A 16,430-nucleotide genomic window follows, 5' to 3' on the forward strand; every position below is an offset into this window, starting at 1 on the left:
CGGGATATGGCATCACTCAACGTCGGCAATCTCGGTGAGTATCTGCGCGAGCAGCGGCGCAACGCGCAGCTGTCGCTGCGGCAGCTCGCGGATGCCGCGGGGGTGTCCAATCCCTACCTCAGCCAGATCGAGCGCGGGCTGCGCAAGCCGAGCGCCGAGGTGCTGCAGCAGGTCGCCAAGGCGCTGCGGATCTCCGCCGAGACCCTGTACGTGCGGGCCGGGATTCTGGATGAGCGGGAGCGGGAGGAGCTGGAGACGCGGGCGGTGATTCTGGCCGACCCGTCCATAAACGAGCGGCAGAAGAGTGTTCTGCTGCAGATCTACGAGTCCTTCCGCAAGGAGAACGGGTTCGAGCCCGGACCGGAATCCGGCGTCGGAGCCGGATCGGAGACCGGCGGCGAGTCCGGAGCGGGGGCCGGTACCGACGGCCCTCACCAGCCCGGCGGCAGCGATGCCGGCTCGGCTTCGAAACCTTGAGGCTTCGAGGCCTTGAAAGTCTTCAAAACCCTCACACTGAGTCTGATGATCCGGGAGGACCACAGTCATGGCCATCACCGATGACCTGCGCAAGACCCTCACCGACCCGACCCCCCTCTACTTCGCCGCCGGTACGGCCGACATCGCCGTCGAGCAGGCGCGCAAGGTCCCGGCCCTGATCGAGCAGCTGCGCGCGGAGGCGCCGGAGCGTATCGAGGCCGTACGCAACGCCGACCCCAAGGCCGTGCAGGAGAAGGTCGCCTCGCAGGCCAAGGAGGCGCAGGCCACCGTGCAGGCCAAGGTCACCGAGGTGATCGGGTCGTTCGACAGCGACCTGCGGAAGCTGGGCGAGAACGCGCAGGACCTGGCGCTGCGGGGCCTGGGCGTGGCCGCGGAGTACGCGGTGCGGGCCCGGGAGACGTACGAGAAGGTCGCCGAGCGCGGTGAGCAGACCGTGAAGAACTGGCGTGGCGAGACGGCCGACGAGATCGTCGAGATCGCCGTCGTCGTCGAGCCGCGCAAGGAGTCCAGGCCGACGGGCACCGCGAAGACGCAGCCGGCCGCCAAGCCCGGTCCGGCCGCGAAGCCGGGGCCGGGGCCGGCCAAGGCCGCGCCCGCCCCGAAGGCCGTCCGGCCGGAGAGCAGGGCTCAGGCCGCGCCCGCCAAGAAGGCGCCCGCGCGCAAGCCCGCCGCGAAGAAGACCACTCCGCCGACCGCGAAGTAGGGTCTCGACGCCCCGGCGGGATGGTGTACCGGGGCACGGGATGGGCACCTTTCGGGGCGCCCGGCTCGTTGTCCCGGTACCTTGGCCGCGAGGCGCTCATCCATTTATTAGGCGGTGCACACCATGTTGCTCACAGGATTCAGCACACTCGTCTGGTTGCTCTACATGGTCATGCTCGTCCTGGCCGTGGTCGCACTGATCATGGCCGCCACGGCCCGTGAGGACGCCTACCGGGCCGCGGACAAGCAGAAGAAGTCCTTCTGGCTGATCATCCTCGGCATCACCGTCGCGGTGAATCTCTTCGTGCCGATGCTGTTCCTGCAGCTTGCCGGAGCTGTCGCGTCCATCGTCTTCCTGGTGGACGTACGGCCCGCGCTGCAGGCGGTCTCGGGCGGCGGCCGGCGCGGTGGCTCCAGCAGCGACGGGCCGTACGGCCCCTACAACGGCGGGCGTTGACCGCTCGCGGCGCCCGCGGTGCTCGCGGAAGGCGTGGGTGGTGTCGGTTCGGGGCGGGGGCGCGGGATGCTCCGGCCCCGTTCGCCGTTCATGCCCCACCGGTGGCTGTGATCCTGGTCGCGGTCGAGCAGCAGGACCGCGACGTCGTCGGTCAGCTCTCCGCCGTTCAGCTCCCGGGCCTCGGTGACGGCCGCCTCCAGGAGGGCCTCGCCGGTGAACCCCTCCGCCAGCCGGCGGTTGATCATCGCGACCATGCCGTCCTGGCCGAGCCGCTGCGTACCGTCCGGCCCCACGCGCCCCTCGATCAGCCCGTCCGTGTACATCATCAGGCTCCAGGTGCCCCCGAGGTCCACCTGTCGGCGCGGCCACCGGGCGCGCGGCAGCAGGCCGAGGGCCGGGCCGCCGTCCTCGTACGGGAGAAGACGCGCGGCCTTTCCGCGCCGGGCGATCAGCGGCGCGGGGTGGCCCGCCAGGCAGAGCCCGGCGCGCCTGCCCTCGGGCGCGATGTCGACGGTGCAGAGCGTCGCGAAGATCTCCTCGCTCTCCCGCTCGTGCTCCAGGACCTGCTGGAGCGTGGAGAGCAGTTCGTCCCCGCAGAGCCCGGCCAGGGTCAACGCCCGCCACGCTATGCGCAGTTCCACGCCGAGTGCCGCCTCGTCGGGGCCGTGTCCGCAGACGTCGCCGATCATCGCGTGGACGGTGCCGTCGGGCGTACGGACCGTGTCGTAGAAGTCCCCGCCGAGCAGCGCGCGGCTGCGGCCGGGGCGGTAGCGGGCCGCGAAGCGCAGGTCGGAGCCTTCGAGCAGCGGGGTGGGGAGCAGGCCGCGTTCGAGGCGGGCATTCTCCTGGGCGCGCAGCCGGGACTCGGTGAGCTGGTGCTGGGCGGTGTCGGCACGCTTGCGTTCGACGGCGTAGCGGATGGCGCGGCCGAGGACCAGCCCGTCGAGTTCGCCGTGGAAGAGGTAGTCCTGGGCGCCGACCCGTACCGCCTCGGCGCCCAGCTCGGCGTCGTCCTCCGTCGTGAGGGCGAGGACGGCTTGGCGTGGGGCGATCCGCAGGACGTGATCGAGGGTGGCGAGCCCGTCGGCCCGCTCGACCCCTTCGGGCCCGGTGGAGCGCGCCTCGTTGCCGGTGGGCAGGGCCAGGTCCAGCAGGATGCAGTCCACGTCGTCGGTGAGGAGCCGACCCGCTTCGGTCAGGTTGCGGGCGGTGCGGATGCGGACCCGCGTGCCGGCCATGGCCGGGAGCTCCGGGACGGTGAACGTGCCCGCCGGGTCGCCCTCGATCACCAGGAGGGTGAGGTGGGTGCCGTGGGAGGTCTCTGCAGCGGGGGCGGTGTGCTGTTGTTGCTGCGGTACGGGTACGGGCATCGGTTTCGGGTTTCCTTCCCTCCCCCCGAGGGCGCGGCGGGACGACGATCGACGACCCGCCAGACGGGGACGATAGCGGTCCGCGGTGGGGGAACGGAATGGCGTTCCGCGATCGGCCGCTGTCATATGCACCGCCATAAGCCGCGTCAGGTCACGGATCCGGCGAGATGCGCGGGCGTGGGGGCGGGTATCCGGGCATGACAAAGGTCACGCGGGGTGGTGGGGGGCCGGTGGCGCGGGTCACTCCCGTGGGAGCGCGGGTCACTCCCACGGGGTCAGGGGGCTTCGGCGGGGCGCCGGGTGAGAGGGGCGGACGGGACGTGTTCGTCCTCGATCGACGGGCGGGCTCGACGCGGCCCGCACCCCCGTATCCCCGTGCCCGCGCCCCCGTATCCGGCCCGCAGCCCCGTACGTATCCCCGTGCCCGCCCCTGTATCCGGCCCGCGCCCGCGCCTCCGGCCCGCGCCCCCGTGCCCGCCCCTGTATCCGGCCCGCACCCGCGCGTCCGGCCCGCACCCCCCGTATCCGGCCCGCGCCCGCGCGTCCGGCCCGCGTCCGGCCCGCGTCCGGCCCGCGCGTCCGGTCCGCACCCCGTATCCGGCCCGTGTCCCTACTTGTCCGGGCGTACGACTCCGAGGATCTGCATCGAGCCCGCGCCCGCCAGGGTGACGTTGCGGCCGGGGCGCGGGGCGTGGACGATCGCCCCGTCGCCGATGTACATGCCCACGTGGCTGGCGTCGCCGTGGTAGATGATCAGGTCGCCGGGGCGCATGTCCTTGACGGCGATGCGCGGCAGTCGCCGCCACTGCTCCTGCGAGGTGCGCGGGATCGGTCGGCCCGCCGCCGCCCAAGCCTGTGACGTCAGCCCCGAGCAGTCGTACGAACCGGGGCCCTCGGCCCCCCAGACGTACGGCTTGCCGATCTGCGCGGTCGCGAAGGCCACCGCCTTCTTGCCGCTCGCGCTCGCCTCGCGGTTGATGTCCTTCAGGGCGCCGGAGCTGAGCCAGGCCGTCTGCTGCTTGTACTCCGCCTCCTGCTCCAGCTTCAGCAGGCGGGCCCGTTCCTCCTTCTTCAGCTGGGATTCCAGCTTCTTCGCCGCGGCGATCTGCGCGTTGATCTTCCTCTTGGCCTCGGCCTGCTTGAGGCGGCTCGCTTCGAGCTTCTCCCAGTTGGTGCCGGCGTCCTGGGTGTACGTCTCCAAGTCCTGCTGGGTCCTGGTCAGTTCGCCGAGGACGCCCTGGGCGGCCCGCTGGCCCTCCGTGACCCGGGTCACCCCGTCCAGGAACAGCTGCGGGTCGTCGCTGAGCATCAGCTGGGTGCCGGGCGGCAGTCCGCCGGAGCGGTACTGCTCGCGGGCCTGGGCGCCCGCCTGGCTCTTGAGTTCGGCGATCTTCGCCTGGCCCGCGACTATGGCCCGGGCCAGCTTGACGATCTCGCCGGACTGCTTCTCGGCCTTCTCTTCGGCGAGGTTGTACGCGTCGGTGGCCGCCCCGGCCTTGCGGTAGAGGGCGTCGATCTCCTTGCGTACCTCTTCGAGGGTTTTTTTCGGCTTCGCCGCCTCGGACCGGGAAGCGGGCTTCGACGCGGAGGGGGAGGGGGGTGGCGGCGCTGCGAATGCCTGGACCGGCGCGGTGAGTACGGCCAGCGCGCAGGCCAGAGTGATCGCCGCTGCGGCACAGTGACGTCGGTTCACGAGATCCCCCTCCGAATGAACCCGAATCCGATCTGTAAAGCCTGTGAAACCTGTAAAGCCTGTGGAACCTGTAAGACTTGTGGAACCGGTAGATCCACTGAATCTGATTTACCGTCAGTAACTTCGGTCGATGACGAGATCGTGCCATGCCGTACCGAAAAGCAACAGAGGCACACGGCCGCTGTCCTGACGGCCCCGTGATCGCTGTCGCTACCCTTTGTCTCGACGAACGATGCCCCGTCGGTGTTCCCGCCCGCCGTCCCGTACGCGGGTTTGCCGGGCCTGTTCAGCGTGTGCCGGGTTGTCGGTCGGGCCGGAGGGCGGCCCATTCCACCGTGACTTCGCCCTGACGCCAGCGCCGTACCCCGTCCGTCAGCGGCCAGTCGGCCGACAGCGACCGCACGGCCGTGATCCAGCGCTGCCGGGCACTCAGCGAGGCGTACGGGGCGGCCGCGGCCCATGCCCGGTCGAAGTCCCGCAGGAAGGCGTGGACCGGTTCGCCCGGCACGTTGCGGTGGATCAGCGCCTTGGGCAGGCGTTCCGCGAGGTCGGAGGGGCGGTCCAGGGAGCCGAGCCGGGTCGCGAACGTCACCGTGCGCGGGCCCTCCGGGCCGAGCGCCACCCAGACGTGGCGGCGCCCGATCTCGTCGCACGTCCCCTCCACCAGCAGCCCGCCCGGCGCGAGCCGGCCGCACAGCCGTCGCCAGACCGCGGCGACCTCGTCCTCGTCGTACTGGCGCAGCACGTTCGCCGCCCTGATGAGGTCGGGGCGGGTGGGGAGCGGGATCTCGAAGCCGCCGTGCAGGAAGGTGAGGCCCTCGCGTTCGTACGGTTTCGCCGCCGCGACCCGCGCCGGGTCGATCTCGATGCCGGTCACCGTCGTGCGCGGCTCCGCGGTGCGCAGGCGCTGGAGCAGCTCGACGGCGGTCCAGGGCGCGGCGCCGTACCCGAGGTCGACGGCGGCGGGGGCGTCGGCGCGGCGCAGGGCCGGGCCGTGGGTGGCGGCGATCCAGCGGTCCATGCGGCGGAGCCGGTTCGGGTTGGTGGTCCCGCGGGTCGCGGTGCCGATGGGGCGCATGACAGCGAGCGTAACGATTCCGCGGGGGTGGCAGGCGGCGCGGGGCCCGGCCCCGCTTCCCGGCCCCGGTGTGCGGCTCCCGCACCGTAATGATTTGGTAAAGCGGAAATGAAAGGAGGCATTCCACTGTTGCAGCCCCTTGCGAGGGGCTCAAGTCCCCGCGCTGTCATGCCCTGAGTGAGGAGGACCGGACGACGTGAGTCAGTACGTCTCCCGGCTCGGCAGCAGCCGTGTCGCACCGCGCCTCAGGCTCCCCACCGCCTTCCCCGGCGGCCACCGCAAACCCCGCCGTGTCGCGATGCTCTCCGTGCACACCTCTCCGCTGCACCAGCCGGGCACGGGTGACGCGGGCGGCATGAACGTCTACATCGTGGAGCTGGCCAGGCGCCTCGCCGCGATCAACATCGAGGTGGAGGTCTTCACCCGGTCCACCACCGGCGGGCTGCCCCCGGTGGTCGAGCTGGCGCCCGGTGTCCTGGTCCGGCACGTCGACGCGGGACCGTACGAGGGTCTGGCCAAGGAGGAGCTGCCCGCCCAGCTCTGTGCCTTCACGCACGGCGTGATGCAGGCCTGGGCCCGTCAGCGCCCCGGCTACTACGACCTGGTCCACTCCCACTACTGGCTCTCCGGTCACGTCGGCTGGCTCGCGGCCCAGCGCTGGGGCGTCCCGCTCGTCCACGCCATGCACACCATGGCCAAGGTCAAGAACGCGTCGCTCGCCGAGGGCGACACCCCCGAGCCGGCCGCCCGCGTCATCGGCGAGACCCAGATCGTCAGCGCGGCCGACCGGCTGATCGCGAACACCGCCGGGGAGGCGGACGAGCTCGTCCGCTTCTACGAGGCCGATCCCGGGTCCGTCGCCGTCGTCCACCCCGGGGTCAACCTGGACCGCTTCCGCCCGGCCGACGGACGGGCGGCGGCGCGTGCGCGCCTCGGGCTGCCGCGGGACGCCCTGATCCCGCTCTTCGCGGGGCGCATCCAGCCGCTGAAGGCCCCGGACGTGCTGCTGCGGGCCGTCGCCGCACTGCTGGAACGCGATCCGTCGTTGCGTACCCGGATGGTCGTACCCGTCGTCGGCGGCCCCAGCGGCAGCGGGCTCGCCAAGCCGGAGGGGCTGCAGAAGCTGGCCGCGCGGCTCGGCATCGCGGACGTCGTGCGCTTCCACCCGCCGGTCGGGCAGGACCAGCTCGCCGACTGGTTCCGGGCCGCGTCGGTGCTGGTCATGCCCTCGTACAGCGAGTCCTTCGGCCTGGTCGCCATCGAGGCCCAGGCCGCGGGCACCCCGGTCGTCGCGGCGGCCGTCGGCGGGCTCCCGGTGGCGGTGCGGGACGGGGTCAGCGGCTTCCTGATACCGGGGCACGACCCGCAGGCGTACGCCCAGGCGCTGGGCCGGTTCGCGGACGCGCCGGAACTGGTCGCCCGGATGGGTGCGGCCGCCGCCGCGCACGCCCAGGGCTTCGGCTGGGACACCGCCGCGTCCGCGACCGCCGACGTGTACACGGCCGCGATGCACGAACACCGCCGTCGCGTACGCTCGCACCATGGCTGACGTACCCGACGAAGCGGCAACGGCTGTGGCGGCGACGACGCAGGCCGCACAGGTCGCGCAGGTCATCGAGGCGACCCTGGAGGACGCCGGGCTCGCCTGGGAGAGCCCCGAACCCGGTGGCTACGTCGTCACGCTGCCCGGCACGCGCAAGCTGTCCACCACCTGCTCACTGCGCGTCGGCAAGCACTCGCTCTCCCTCAACGCCTTCGTCGTTCGCCATCCGGACGAGAACGACGCGGCGGTCCATCGCTGGCTGCTGGAGCGCAACCTCCGCCTCTTCGGCGTGAGTTACGCGCTCGACCCGCTCGGCGACATCTATCTCGTCGGCAAGCTGCCGCTCTCCGTCGTCACCCCGCAGGAGCTGGACCGGCTGCTCGGCACGGTCCTGGAAGCGGCCGACGGCTCGTTCAACACCCTGCTGGAGCTGGGTTTCGCGAACGCGATCCGCAAGGAGTACGAGTGGCGGGTGTCGCGCGGTGAGTCCACACGGAACCTGGACGCGTTCACGCATCTGACCCAACGCCCGGCCGACTGACCGTTTGCACACCCCCCATTGACGCGGATGGCTCCGGGAACTCCGGGGACTCAGGGAACTCCGAGAGCTCAGAGAGCTGTGGGAAATCCGGGAAATTCGGTAACTGTGGGGCGAGTTCGCTGTGCAGGACGTGGGGGACCACCGCTGTCGACGCACCCGCGTGGCCGTAGAACTCGACCTCGTTGACCAGCAGATCGCGCTCGTAGCTCATGAGGGTTCCGGCGACCGCGGGCGGCGGTATCTTCACCACCCAGTCGCTGCCGTCGGTGAGAGCGACCCGGGTCACGGCGTTGAACGTGCCTCCGGCGAGGGGGGTGCATGCGGCGATCCGTTCCTCCGTCACGCCAACAGCACGGAGAACACGCAAAGTTGCCTCATCCATCTGCATGGGTCGAAATGCCCCTCTGGGTCGAAAGTCGTAGGGCTTGCCGTGAAGGGCCGTGCTTTCACGGGACGATCACGGCGCCGTCACGATCGCATCCCGTGCCCTCCTTTGTTGATCAACAAACCAACTCCCGCTCATAGAGTAGGCAAAACCCGAAGAACCCAGCTCAGAGAGACGGACCGGACCCATGCGATCCACCGCCATACGACGTACCGCTGTTGCCGCCGCCGCGGTGTCCCTGGCCCTGCTCGCCGCCGGTTGCGGCGGCTCGGATTCCGATTCCGGTTCCGGCGGCAAGGGTGCGGATGCCAAGGGCAAGGAGTCCGCGGCCGCCAAGCCGGCGGCCAAGGCGCTGACCGCCGCCGAGTTGGAGAAGGTCGCGCTCACCCAGGGCGACGTCAAGGGGCACAAGATTGGCAAGGCAGCGGCCAAGGACGTGGTCCCCGTCGACGGCATCAAGGTCGAGAAGGAGGTCTGCGCCCCGCTCGCGCACGCGCTGATGGGCGCGGAGGTTGGTGAGCCCGGCGCGTTCACCAAGCGGACCGTCGTCAGCGAGCCCAAGAAGGGCAGCATGGACAAGGGTGACGCGGACCCCGAGGAGGCGTTCAAGACGGCCTTCGACATCACGACGACGCAGCTGGCCCTCGGTTCGTACGACGGCAAGGGCGCGGAGGAGTCGGTCACCTCTCTGCGTACCGCGGCCACCGAATGCGCGGGCGGGTTCGACTTCACGGCGGCCGGTGAGAAGCAGAGGGTCAGCAAGATCACCGAGGAGCAGGTCAAGGGTGGCGAGGAAGCGGTCGCCTGGACGGTGCAGCTGGAACAGGGCGGCGAGAAGGTCCAGTTGAAGCTGGTGGGCCTGCGTCAGGGTCCCACGTTCGCCTCGTTCTCCTCGATGAACCTGGCCGCGATGGGCGGGGGCGGGGACTTCGAGCTGCCGACCGCGGTGGTCGAGGCCCAGGCCGCGAAGCTGGCGTAGGGCTCCTGTGCGGCCATAAGTGAGTATTCGCACTCGTGATCGGTGTCTCGTTCTCCTGGCCGTTCGCCCAGCTCGGCGCCTCCATCCGGTACAAGGCCATGCGGGCCGGGGTGCCCGTGGTATATGTCGATCCGGCGCACACCAGCCAGGAATGCTCGCAGTGTCATCACGTTGAACGCGGCAACCGGCCTTCCCAGGCCGTCTTTTCCTGCCGGTCCTGCGGTTCGTTGAGCACGCGGACCACAACTCGTCCCACAACATCGCCCACCGAGGGTGGTATGTGTGGGTCTGCGGGGTCGAGTCAACGGCCCCTGCTCTCACGCTGATCGCGTGAGAGCTGGACGCAGCCGGACCCATCGAAGCCATCGATGACCCGAGCAGCAAGCCCGGGACTTCAGTCCCGGGTCGTTGACGGCAGCGGGACGAGTCTCACCACGGTGACGGTCAGGACCGACCCGGAGACGTAATAGAGCACGATCGCCCCGGCGACCGTCGCCTCGCGCCGGTCGTGCTCGCTCTTGACGGCCGACGACCCGTGTCCGTACGGGTCAAGGCCCAGGGTGCGGGCCATCTCGTTCCGGAAGGTCTCGCCGTCGCGCATCTTGGCCAGGGAGTCGTCGGCGGGCGGGGCGTAGGAGATGCGGAAGCTCAAGCGACGGTCCGCCTCTCGGCCTCGTCCTGCGCCAGCCGGTCCAGGATCTTCTCGGCCTCCGGATCGGGTACGGCCTCCAGCATCCAATGCCGCATCACCGCCTGGATCTCGCCCACGCCGGCGTCGTTGATGGCGCGGTCGAACTCCTCGCGTCTCTCCTCGGGAAGGGTCGCCCGGATGTCCGGGATGCTGTTGGGCACGTCGACTTCGGCACCGCCGACGAAGGTCTTCAGGGGCTCGCCCATGGTTGCTCTCCCCGCTCTCCTTGCTCTCTCCGCACGGCCCGCCCAGTCGGCTCCGCCCTTGCGCGGGCCAGTACTTGGGTCACGTTAGCGCCAGGTCCGGAGGCGGGGGCGGAGCCCACGCGATACGTTTCCGCCGGGATCGGAACATCATGGGGCATACTGCCGCTCGGCGGGGTGGCAGGTGTCGGCGAGAGCCACCGACCCATCAACTGGCTGCTGACGCAGCGGGTTTCGTGGTCGAGTCCGACGACGTGGTGAGCGCTGTGGAGGCCGTGACGGCGGCCGAACACCATTTCGGCCTCCATCAATTCGACGGAATTCCCAACGCCGTGTTGCCCTATGGCGCTCAGCCGCGAGTCATCGGTGGCGTGGGAGCGAGGTTTCTCTACGTCTGCGCGCCGGGGCGGGCGAGTTGTGCTCGATTCGCCCCGCAAGTCGAATTGGTGATGAGCCGCCTCGGTAGCGATAGTGCATCCTCTGTGCCGCCCGGATGGGGACCTGAGAGGGGCTGCCTCACGACCCTTGATTTGTCAAATAGTGCGGATTGCGAGGCATTGGCGAAAGGCGCAAGCTGGAGATATGGGGAACTACCCTATGGGCGTTGAGCCCTCGGTACGTAACCACTGAGGGCATGCAGAACGCCGCAGACTCACGATCTTGAGGGGTCACAGTCATGTCCAGTGCATCCAGGCGGCGAATCCCCGGTTTCATCGGCGCTACGGCTTTGATCTCGGCTCTTGCTTTTTCAGGAGCCGTTCCTGTCGCGGAAGCGGCGGCACAGCCGACTCAAGCAGTGTCCACAACGCAGGCTGTTGCCAAGGGGTCCATTGACACGGCACAGCAGAGAACTGTGCCAATCGCCGGACACTGCTTCCGTCACGGCCAACGAGTGCCGTGCAACAACAACAACAACTTCAACCAGAACAACCAGCAGAACAACCCGCAGCAGAACAACCAGCAGAACAACCAGCAGAACAACCCGCAGCAGAACAACCAGCAGAACAACCCGCAGCAGAACAACCAGCAGAACAACCCGCAGAAAAACCCGAACGCTGGTTGCCACGTCACCACCACGAAGACCGTCGATGTAGCAACGGGGAAGTCCCAAGAGGTGACTGAGACCATTTGCCTCCCGGCGTAGTCGAGACGCGGGTGGGCGAGAGGGGTGCCTGATGGGGGGAAAGGGGCCGAAGATGACGCTCCTGAGCAACCGTGGTGACACCCCGGCACTGTTCGGAAAGCGCCCCGTACGGCCGCCCGACTGACGCAGGACGTTACCGCGACGGCTCGCGCCGCCGCGGTAGGTCCATCGTTACCTGACGCCGACGTAGTCGCCGGCGGCCGCCGCGCCGCCCGTCGTGGACATCTCGCTGAAGGTCCAGCGCCAGTAGCCGTCCGTGGACGCCTTGACCGTGGTCTTCAGGTTGCCTGTGCGCATGCACGGCCGCTCACTGGCAGGGGTTCAAACTGCCGCAGACTAACAGGAGGTATCCGCAAGCGAGTTCACGACCCTTGCCCGGTGTGACCGACGGGGCCGCACGGCCCGGCGTCGCCAAGAGGTCATGCCCGTAAGGTGCGGCCCATGGACATCGACTTCCGGCGCCTGAGCGACTCCGACGCTGATGCTCTCATCCGCTTTCTGGCCGGCGAGAGGTGGCCCTTCCACGTGATCAGCGAGGTGGACGATGCGACAGCGCGCCAGTGGGTCGCCGAGGGCCGCTTTGCGAGCGAGGAGAACCGCAGCTTCTGGATCGTCGCGGACGGGACGCCCGTCGGTCTGGTCCGGCTCATGGAACTGACCGACGATACGCCCCTGTTCGATCTGCGGATCCGGGCCGCGCACCGGGGCAACGGCATCGGCGCGCAGGCTGTGACGTGGCTGACGCGGTACCTGTTCATGGAGTTCCCGCAGGTACGTCGCATCGAGGGAACTACTCGACAGGACAACGTCCCGATGCGGCGCGTCTTCCTGCGCTGCGGCTACGTGAAGGAAGCGCACTACCGCGACGCGTGGCCGGCATGCGACGGAACGGTTCACGACACGGTCGGTTATGCGGTCCTGCGCCGCGACTGGATGGCGGGTACGGTAACGCCTCCCCCATGGGACGACGATCCGATCGACTAGATTTGGCGCAGGACATCAGGCCCTCTTCCGGAATTCGCCCCTCCAAGAGGTCCTGGCCGCCGCCACCGTGACGTGGACGACGGAGCGTCCGGCACGGCGAGAGCAGGGTGACCGCCCAACTGGCGCCTGCGGCATGGGCGGGGCGTCGGCGGCGCTTTCTGCGAGACGCTGGCGCATCCCGCTGACCACGATCTTGAACCCCGCCCGGTCCAAGCCGGCGGTCTCCTCGCAGCGTTGGCGATCCTCGACCGTCCCCTCCTCTCCGAAGGTTCTCGGTAAGGTTCTCGTGGCCGGACGAACCTCTGCACTGAGGGCCCAGGGTGGGCCCAGAACAAACGACAGCCCCTGACTTGCACCGTAAGTGCAGGTCAGGGGCATGATCGCCACTCCTACTTCTTCTTGCCCTGGTTCTTCACGGCCTCGATGGCGGCCTTCGCTGCGTCCGGGTCGAGGTACGTGCCGCCCGGCTCGATCGGGCGGAAGTCGGCGTCCAGCTCGTAGGCGAGCGGGATGCCGGTCGGGATGTTCAGGCCCGCGATGTCGGCGTCGGAGATGCCGTCGAGGTGCTTGACCAGGGCGCGGAGGCTGTTGCCGTGGGCGGCGACCAGGACCGTGCGGCCGGCCAGGAGGTCCGGGACGATGCCGTCGTACCAGTACGGCAGCATGCGGACGACGACGTCCTTGAGACACTCGGTGCGCGGGCGCAGCTCCGGCGGGATCGTCGCGTAGCGCGGGTCGTCGCTCTGGGAGAACTCGGTGCCGTCCTCCAGGGCGGGCGGCGGGGTGTCGTACGAGCGGCGCCAGAGCATGAACTGCTCCTCGCCGAACTCGGCGAGCGTCTGCGCCTTGTCCTTGCCCTGCAGGGCGCCGTAGTGGCGCTCATTCAGCCGCCAGGAGCGGTGGACGGGGATCCAGTGGCGGTCCGCGGATTCCAGCGCGAGCTGCGCGGTGCGGATGGCGCGCTTCTGGAGGGAGGTGTGCAGGACGTCGGGGAGCAGGCCGGCGTCCTTGAGCAGCTCACCGCCGCGGACTGCCTCCTTCTCGCCCTTCTCGGTGAGGTTGACGTCCACCCAACCGGTGAACAGGTTCTTCGCGTTCCATTCGCTCTCGCCGTGGCGGAGGAGGATCAGCTTGTACGGTGCGTCGGCCATGGCTCCGAGCGTAATCGAAGCCGTACGGGCGCTGCGCGGCCGGTCACAGGGCGGACAGGTGGGGGATGGGTGGGGGACAGGCGGGGGACGGATGGGGGACGGATGGGGGGCAGGGGCGGTTGAGGGGGGTGTGGCCGGCTCGGGGGCGTGCCGATTGACGGGCGGCGTCAATTGAGTAGCGGGCCGGAATCCGGGGTTCGTAATGTTCGGGTGACCATCGGGCCTCTTACTGATGGTGTCCGTTCTGTACTTCCCTGGGGGAGTTCCGTATGTCTGTCGCCGGTCTCAGACGGGCCGCACGTGAATCCGTGTCCGGTCTCCCCAGGGAGTTCTGGTGGCTGTGGACCAGCACGCTGGTCAACCGCCTCGGGGCGTTCGTCGCCACGTTCATGGCGCTCTACCTGACCCTGGACCGGGGGTACTCCGCCTCGTACGCCGGTCTGGTCGCGGCGCTGCACGGGCTCGGCGGGGTCGTCTCCTCGCTCGGGGCGGGGGTGATGACCGACCGGCTCGGTCGGCGGCCCACCATGCTCATCGCGCAGACCTCGACCGCCGTGTCCGTGGCCGTCCTCGGGTTCATGGTCCACCCGGTGGCGATCGCGGCCGTCGCCTTCGTCGTGGGCATGGCCAGCAACGCGTCGCGGCCCGCCGTGCAGGCCATGATGGCGGACATCGTCCGGCCCGAGGACCGGGTCCGGGCCTTCTCGCTCAACTACTGGGCGATCAACCTCGGCTTCGCCGTCTCCTCGGCCGGGGCCGGGTTCGTCGCTGAGTACAGCTATCTCGCCGGGTTCCTGGGCGAGGCCGCGATGACGCTGGTCTGCGCCTTCGTCGTCTTCATGAAGGTGCCCGAGTCGCGGCCCGAGAAGTCGGCGGCGGTGCCGGGCCGCGCGGTCGGCGGCGCGGACGAGGTCCGGCTCTCCACCGTGCTGCGCGACGGGCGGTTCATGAGCGTCGTCGGGCTGTCCTTCGTGATCGCGCTGATCTTCCAGCAGGGGTACGTGGGGCTGCCGGTGGCCATGGGGGCGGACGGGTTCTCCAGCTCAGACTTCGGCACCGCCGTCGCCGTCAACGGTGTGCTGATCGTGGTGCTCCAGATCCCGGTCACCCGCTTCATCCAGCACCGCGATCCGCGCCGGCTGCTCATCGTGTCGTCGCTGCTTGCGGGGTACGGATTCGGGCTGACCGCGTTCGCCGGGTCCGTCGCCGTGTATGCGCTGACCATCTGCGTCTGGACGGTCGCCGAGATCGTCAACTCGCCCATTCAGACCGGTCTCGTGGTCCGGCTCTCGCCCGCCCAGGGCCGCGGCCGCTATCAAGGCATGTACACGATGTCCTGGTCCGCGGCGGCGCTGGTCGCACCACTGATGTCGGGTGTGGTGATCGACCGTTTCGGGGCGGCGTGGCTGTGGGGCACCTGCGCCGTCCTGGGGACCGGGGCCGCGCTCGGGTACTGGCTGCTGATGCGGAATCTTCCGGGGGAGGACGGGGCGGCCTCCGGGAGCGGCAGCCGGGTGGCGGAGAGCGAAGCGGGCGAGGGGAGCGGTGTTCCCGAGGTTTCAGGGGCCGGGGCCGGGCCTTCCGTCGAGCCGGCGGGCTGATACGGCCTGAGACGGGTCGGCCTGAGACGGGCCGCCCGCACACGACGGCGCCCCGCGCGGAGCAGCGAAAAGCCTGCTCCGCGCGGGGCGCCCTTCGGCTTCCGTGGCGGTCGGTCAGCCGCAGCAGCCACCGCACTGGCACGGGGCCCCGGACTGGCAGCCGCATCCGCAGCCCGAGCCGCAGCCGCAGGCGCCGAGCACGGTCAGGTGCACCACGTCTGCGGGTGCCTCCTGCTGGGGGTCGGTCGTGGGGGAATCGGCCATGGTTCCTCCTCTAGGCGTACGACAGGGCCGTACGCCACAGCGACGCGCGCACGACCGGGGCGTACGGACAAGACGTGCCGCCCCACCCCATTGCACGCCCACCCGGGCGGGCGCATCAACGGCGCACACGCGCAGAGACACATGTGCGACCGAATGCGACCGCGTACGCCCACCAACCCTGCGTCACGGCCCCACGGTCCCGCGGCCTCATGCTCCCCACGCGCCCCGACAGCCCTCACCCGCCACGGACAGCCCCACGGTCCCCGCTTCGCGTCCCGCTACGCGCCCTCCACCGCCGTCTGCTGCTGCTGGATCTCGTCCGCGTGCTCACCCGTCACCAGGTACACGACCCGCTTGGCGACCGACACCGCGTGGTCGGCGAAGCGCTCGTAGTAGCGGCCGAGCAGCGTCACGTCGACGGCCGTCTCGATGCCGTGCTTCCAGCGGTCGTCCATCAGGTGCTGGAACAGCGTGCGGTGCAGCAGGTCCATCTCGTCGTCGTCCTGCTCCAGCTGAAGTGCCAGATCGACGTCCTTGGTGATGATCACCTCGGCGGCCTTGGCCATCAGGCGCTGCGCCAGCTGCCCCATCTCCAGGATGGTGGCGTGCAGGTCGTGCGGCACCGCCGATTCCGGGAACCGCAGCCGGGCCAGCTTGGCGACGTGCTGGGCGAGGTCCCCCGAGCGCTCCAGGTCGGCGCTCATCCGCAGCGACGTGACCACGATCCGCAGATCCGTCGCCACGGGCTGCTGGCGCGCGAGCAGGGCGATGGCCCGCGCCTCCAGGTCGTGCTGGAGGTCGTCGACCTTCTGGTCCGCGGCGATCACGCTCTCTGCGAGCTTGAGATCGGCGTCGAGCATGGACGTCGTCGCCCGGCCGATCGCCGACCCGACGAGCCGGGCCATCTCGACCAGTCCCTCGCCGATCGAGTCGAGTTCCTCGTGGTAAGCGTCACGCATGGAAGTCCCTCTCCAGTCCTCTGTCTAAGGCCGGGGCCAGGTTTGAACCCCACGCTGCCACCCTGGGCGGCCTACGCGTCGGGATCCGGCCGCCCAAATGAACCAACCCTTGCTCCTCGGTGAACTCTGGGCGACGAGTGTTCGGACAGGTGCTCGGATGGCTGGGAGAGTCCTCCCGGACCCGCAT

19 protein-coding genes and 1 pseudogene are annotated in these 16,430 nt (G+C 69.8%); 10 read left to right on the forward strand and 10 right to left on the reverse strand.

The genetic code is table 11. The features are described 5' to 3' along the window. The first annotated feature begins 6 nt into the window (after nt 1–6). The 3 genes from OH735_RS20370 (at nt 7) to OH735_RS20380 (ending at nt 1,657) form a co-directional block, all read left to right on the forward strand. The gene (locus tag OH735_RS20370; protein WP_406382937.1) at nt 7–477 is read left to right on the forward strand and encodes a helix-turn-helix domain-containing protein; all 471 of its coding nucleotides are present in this window, start codon (nt 7–9) and stop codon (nt 475–477) included. 67 nt (nt 478–544) lie between these two features. Next, on the forward strand, nt 545–1,201 hold the full coding sequence (locus tag OH735_RS20375) for a hypothetical protein (protein ID WP_406382938.1): 657 nt from the start codon (nt 545–547) through the stop codon (nt 1,199–1,201). A 123-nt stretch (nt 1,202–1,324) separates the two neighbouring features. Continuing rightward, on the forward strand, nt 1,325–1,657 hold the full coding sequence (locus OH735_RS20380) for a DUF2516 family protein (RefSeq protein WP_383760261.1): 333 nt from the start codon (nt 1,325–1,327) through the stop codon (nt 1,655–1,657). On the opposite strand, the gene OH735_RS20385 is transcribed toward OH735_RS20380, so the two are convergent. The 3 genes from OH735_RS20385 to OH735_RS20395 all read right to left on the reverse strand — a co-directional run bounded on the left by OH735_RS20385 (nt 1,639) and on the right by OH735_RS20395 (nt 5,798). After that, entirely contained in the window at nt 1,639–3,027 is a 1,389-nt protein-coding gene (locus OH735_RS20385; RefSeq protein ID WP_406382939.1) for a PP2C family protein-serine/threonine phosphatase, read from the reverse strand. The genes OH735_RS20380 and OH735_RS20385 overlap by 19 nt on opposite strands. 610 nt (nt 3,028–3,637) lie before the next feature. Continuing rightward, nucleotides 3,638–4,720: a C40 family peptidase gene (locus OH735_RS20390; RefSeq protein WP_406382940.1), complete on the reverse strand. Its 1,083-nt coding sequence runs from the start codon at nt 4,718–4,720 to the stop codon at nt 3,638–3,640. Nucleotides 4,721–5,006: 286 nt separating this feature from the next. Then, entirely contained in the window at nt 5,007–5,798 is a 792-nt protein-coding gene (locus tag OH735_RS20395) for a class I SAM-dependent methyltransferase (RefSeq protein ID WP_406382941.1), read from the reverse strand. A 196-nt stretch (nt 5,799–5,994) separates the two neighbouring features. On the opposite strand from OH735_RS20395, the gene mshA reads away from it, so the two are divergent. After that, nucleotides 5,995–7,347, forward strand: coding sequence for a D-inositol-3-phosphate glycosyltransferase (mshA, locus tag OH735_RS20400; RefSeq protein WP_406382942.1), 1,353 nt, complete (start codon nt 5,995–5,997; stop codon nt 7,345–7,347). Next, the gene (locus OH735_RS20405; protein WP_406382943.1) at nt 7,340–7,882 is read left to right on the forward strand and encodes a YbjN domain-containing protein; all 543 of its coding nucleotides are present in this window, start codon (nt 7,340–7,342) and stop codon (nt 7,880–7,882) included. The genes mshA and OH735_RS20405 overlap by 8 nt, the downstream gene beginning before the upstream one ends. Here the strand turns inward: OH735_RS20405 and OH735_RS20410 are convergent. Beyond that, nucleotides 7,851–8,270: a hypothetical protein gene (locus OH735_RS20410; protein ID WP_406382944.1), complete on the reverse strand. Its 420-nt coding sequence runs from the start codon at nt 8,268–8,270 to the stop codon at nt 7,851–7,853. The two genes, OH735_RS20405 and OH735_RS20410, sit on opposite strands and share 32 nt — an antisense overlap. Nucleotides 8,271–8,454: 184 nt before the next feature. On the opposite strand from OH735_RS20410, the gene OH735_RS20415 reads away from it, so the two are divergent. Continuing rightward, nucleotides 8,455–9,246, forward strand: coding sequence for a hypothetical protein (locus OH735_RS20415; RefSeq protein WP_406382945.1), 792 nt, complete (start codon nt 8,455–8,457; stop codon nt 9,244–9,246). Nucleotides 9,247–9,299: 53 nt separating this feature from the next. Further along, nucleotides 9,300–9,580, forward strand: a pseudogene (locus tag OH735_RS20420) (zinc ribbon domain-containing protein); the annotation flags it as partial. A 60-nt stretch (nt 9,581–9,640) separates the two neighbouring features. On the opposite strand, the gene OH735_RS20425 reads toward OH735_RS20420, so the two are convergent. Next, nucleotides 9,641–9,898 (reverse strand): hypothetical protein, encoded by a 258-nt coding sequence (locus tag OH735_RS20425; RefSeq protein WP_406382946.1) that lies wholly within the window; start codon nt 9,896–9,898, stop codon nt 9,641–9,643. Continuing rightward, nucleotides 9,895–10,143 carry a hypothetical protein gene (locus OH735_RS20430; protein ID WP_351202622.1) on the reverse strand — a complete coding sequence of 83 codons (249 nt, stop codon included), beginning with the start codon at nt 10,141–10,143 and terminating at the stop codon, nt 9,895–9,897. The genes OH735_RS20425 and OH735_RS20430 overlap by 4 nt, the downstream gene beginning before the upstream one ends. Before the next feature lie 673 nt (nt 10,144–10,816). Between OH735_RS20430 and OH735_RS20435 the strand changes: the two genes are divergently transcribed. Further along, entirely contained in the window at nt 10,817–11,284 is a 468-nt protein-coding gene (locus OH735_RS20435) for a hypothetical protein (RefSeq protein ID WP_406382948.1), read from the forward strand. Between the two features lie 171 nt (nt 11,285–11,455). On the opposite strand, the gene OH735_RS20440 is transcribed toward OH735_RS20435, so the two are convergent. Further along, on the reverse strand, nt 11,456–11,581 hold the full coding sequence (locus tag OH735_RS20440) for a hypothetical protein (RefSeq protein WP_406382949.1): 126 nt from the start codon (nt 11,579–11,581) through the stop codon (nt 11,456–11,458). A gap of 144 nt (nt 11,582–11,725) precedes the next feature. Between OH735_RS20440 and OH735_RS20445 the strand changes: the two genes are divergently transcribed. Beyond that, nucleotides 11,726–12,268, forward strand: a complete 543-nt coding sequence (locus OH735_RS20445; protein ID WP_406382950.1) for a GNAT family N-acetyltransferase — start codon at nt 11,726–11,728, stop codon at nt 12,266–12,268. 389 nt (nt 12,269–12,657) lie between these two features. On the opposite strand, the gene OH735_RS20450 is transcribed toward OH735_RS20445, so the two are convergent. Further along, complete coding sequence (locus tag OH735_RS20450) at nt 12,658–13,419, reverse strand: phosphoglyceromutase (RefSeq protein ID WP_406382951.1); 762 nt, start codon at nt 13,417–13,419, stop codon at nt 12,658–12,660. 269 nt (nt 13,420–13,688) lie between these two features. On the opposite strand from OH735_RS20450, the gene OH735_RS20455 reads away from it, so the two are divergent. Beyond that, nucleotides 13,689–15,020, forward strand: a complete 1,332-nt coding sequence (locus tag OH735_RS20455; RefSeq protein WP_406382953.1) for an MDR family MFS transporter — start codon at nt 13,689–13,691, stop codon at nt 15,018–15,020. A gap of 114 nt (nt 15,021–15,134) precedes the next feature. Here OH735_RS20455 and OH735_RS20460 read toward each other — a convergent pair whose 3' ends face one another. Both OH735_RS20460 and phoU read right to left on the reverse strand, forming a co-directional pair. Beyond that, nucleotides 15,135–15,284 carry a hypothetical protein gene (locus tag OH735_RS20460; RefSeq protein ID WP_351075307.1) on the reverse strand — a complete coding sequence of 50 codons (150 nt, stop codon included), beginning with the start codon at nt 15,282–15,284 and terminating at the stop codon, nt 15,135–15,137. Between the two features lie 278 nt (nt 15,285–15,562). Next, the gene (gene phoU, locus OH735_RS20465; RefSeq protein WP_383759178.1) at nt 15,563–16,243 is read right to left on the reverse strand and encodes a phosphate signaling complex protein PhoU; all 681 of its coding nucleotides are present in this window, start codon (nt 16,241–16,243) and stop codon (nt 15,563–15,565) included. Nucleotides 16,244–16,430 lie beyond the last annotated feature (187 nt).

The sequence above is a fragment of the Streptomyces sp. NBC_01618 genome, from assembly GCF_045209435.1.
Lineage (GTDB): Bacteria > Actinomycetota > Actinomycetes > Streptomycetales > Streptomycetaceae > Streptomyces.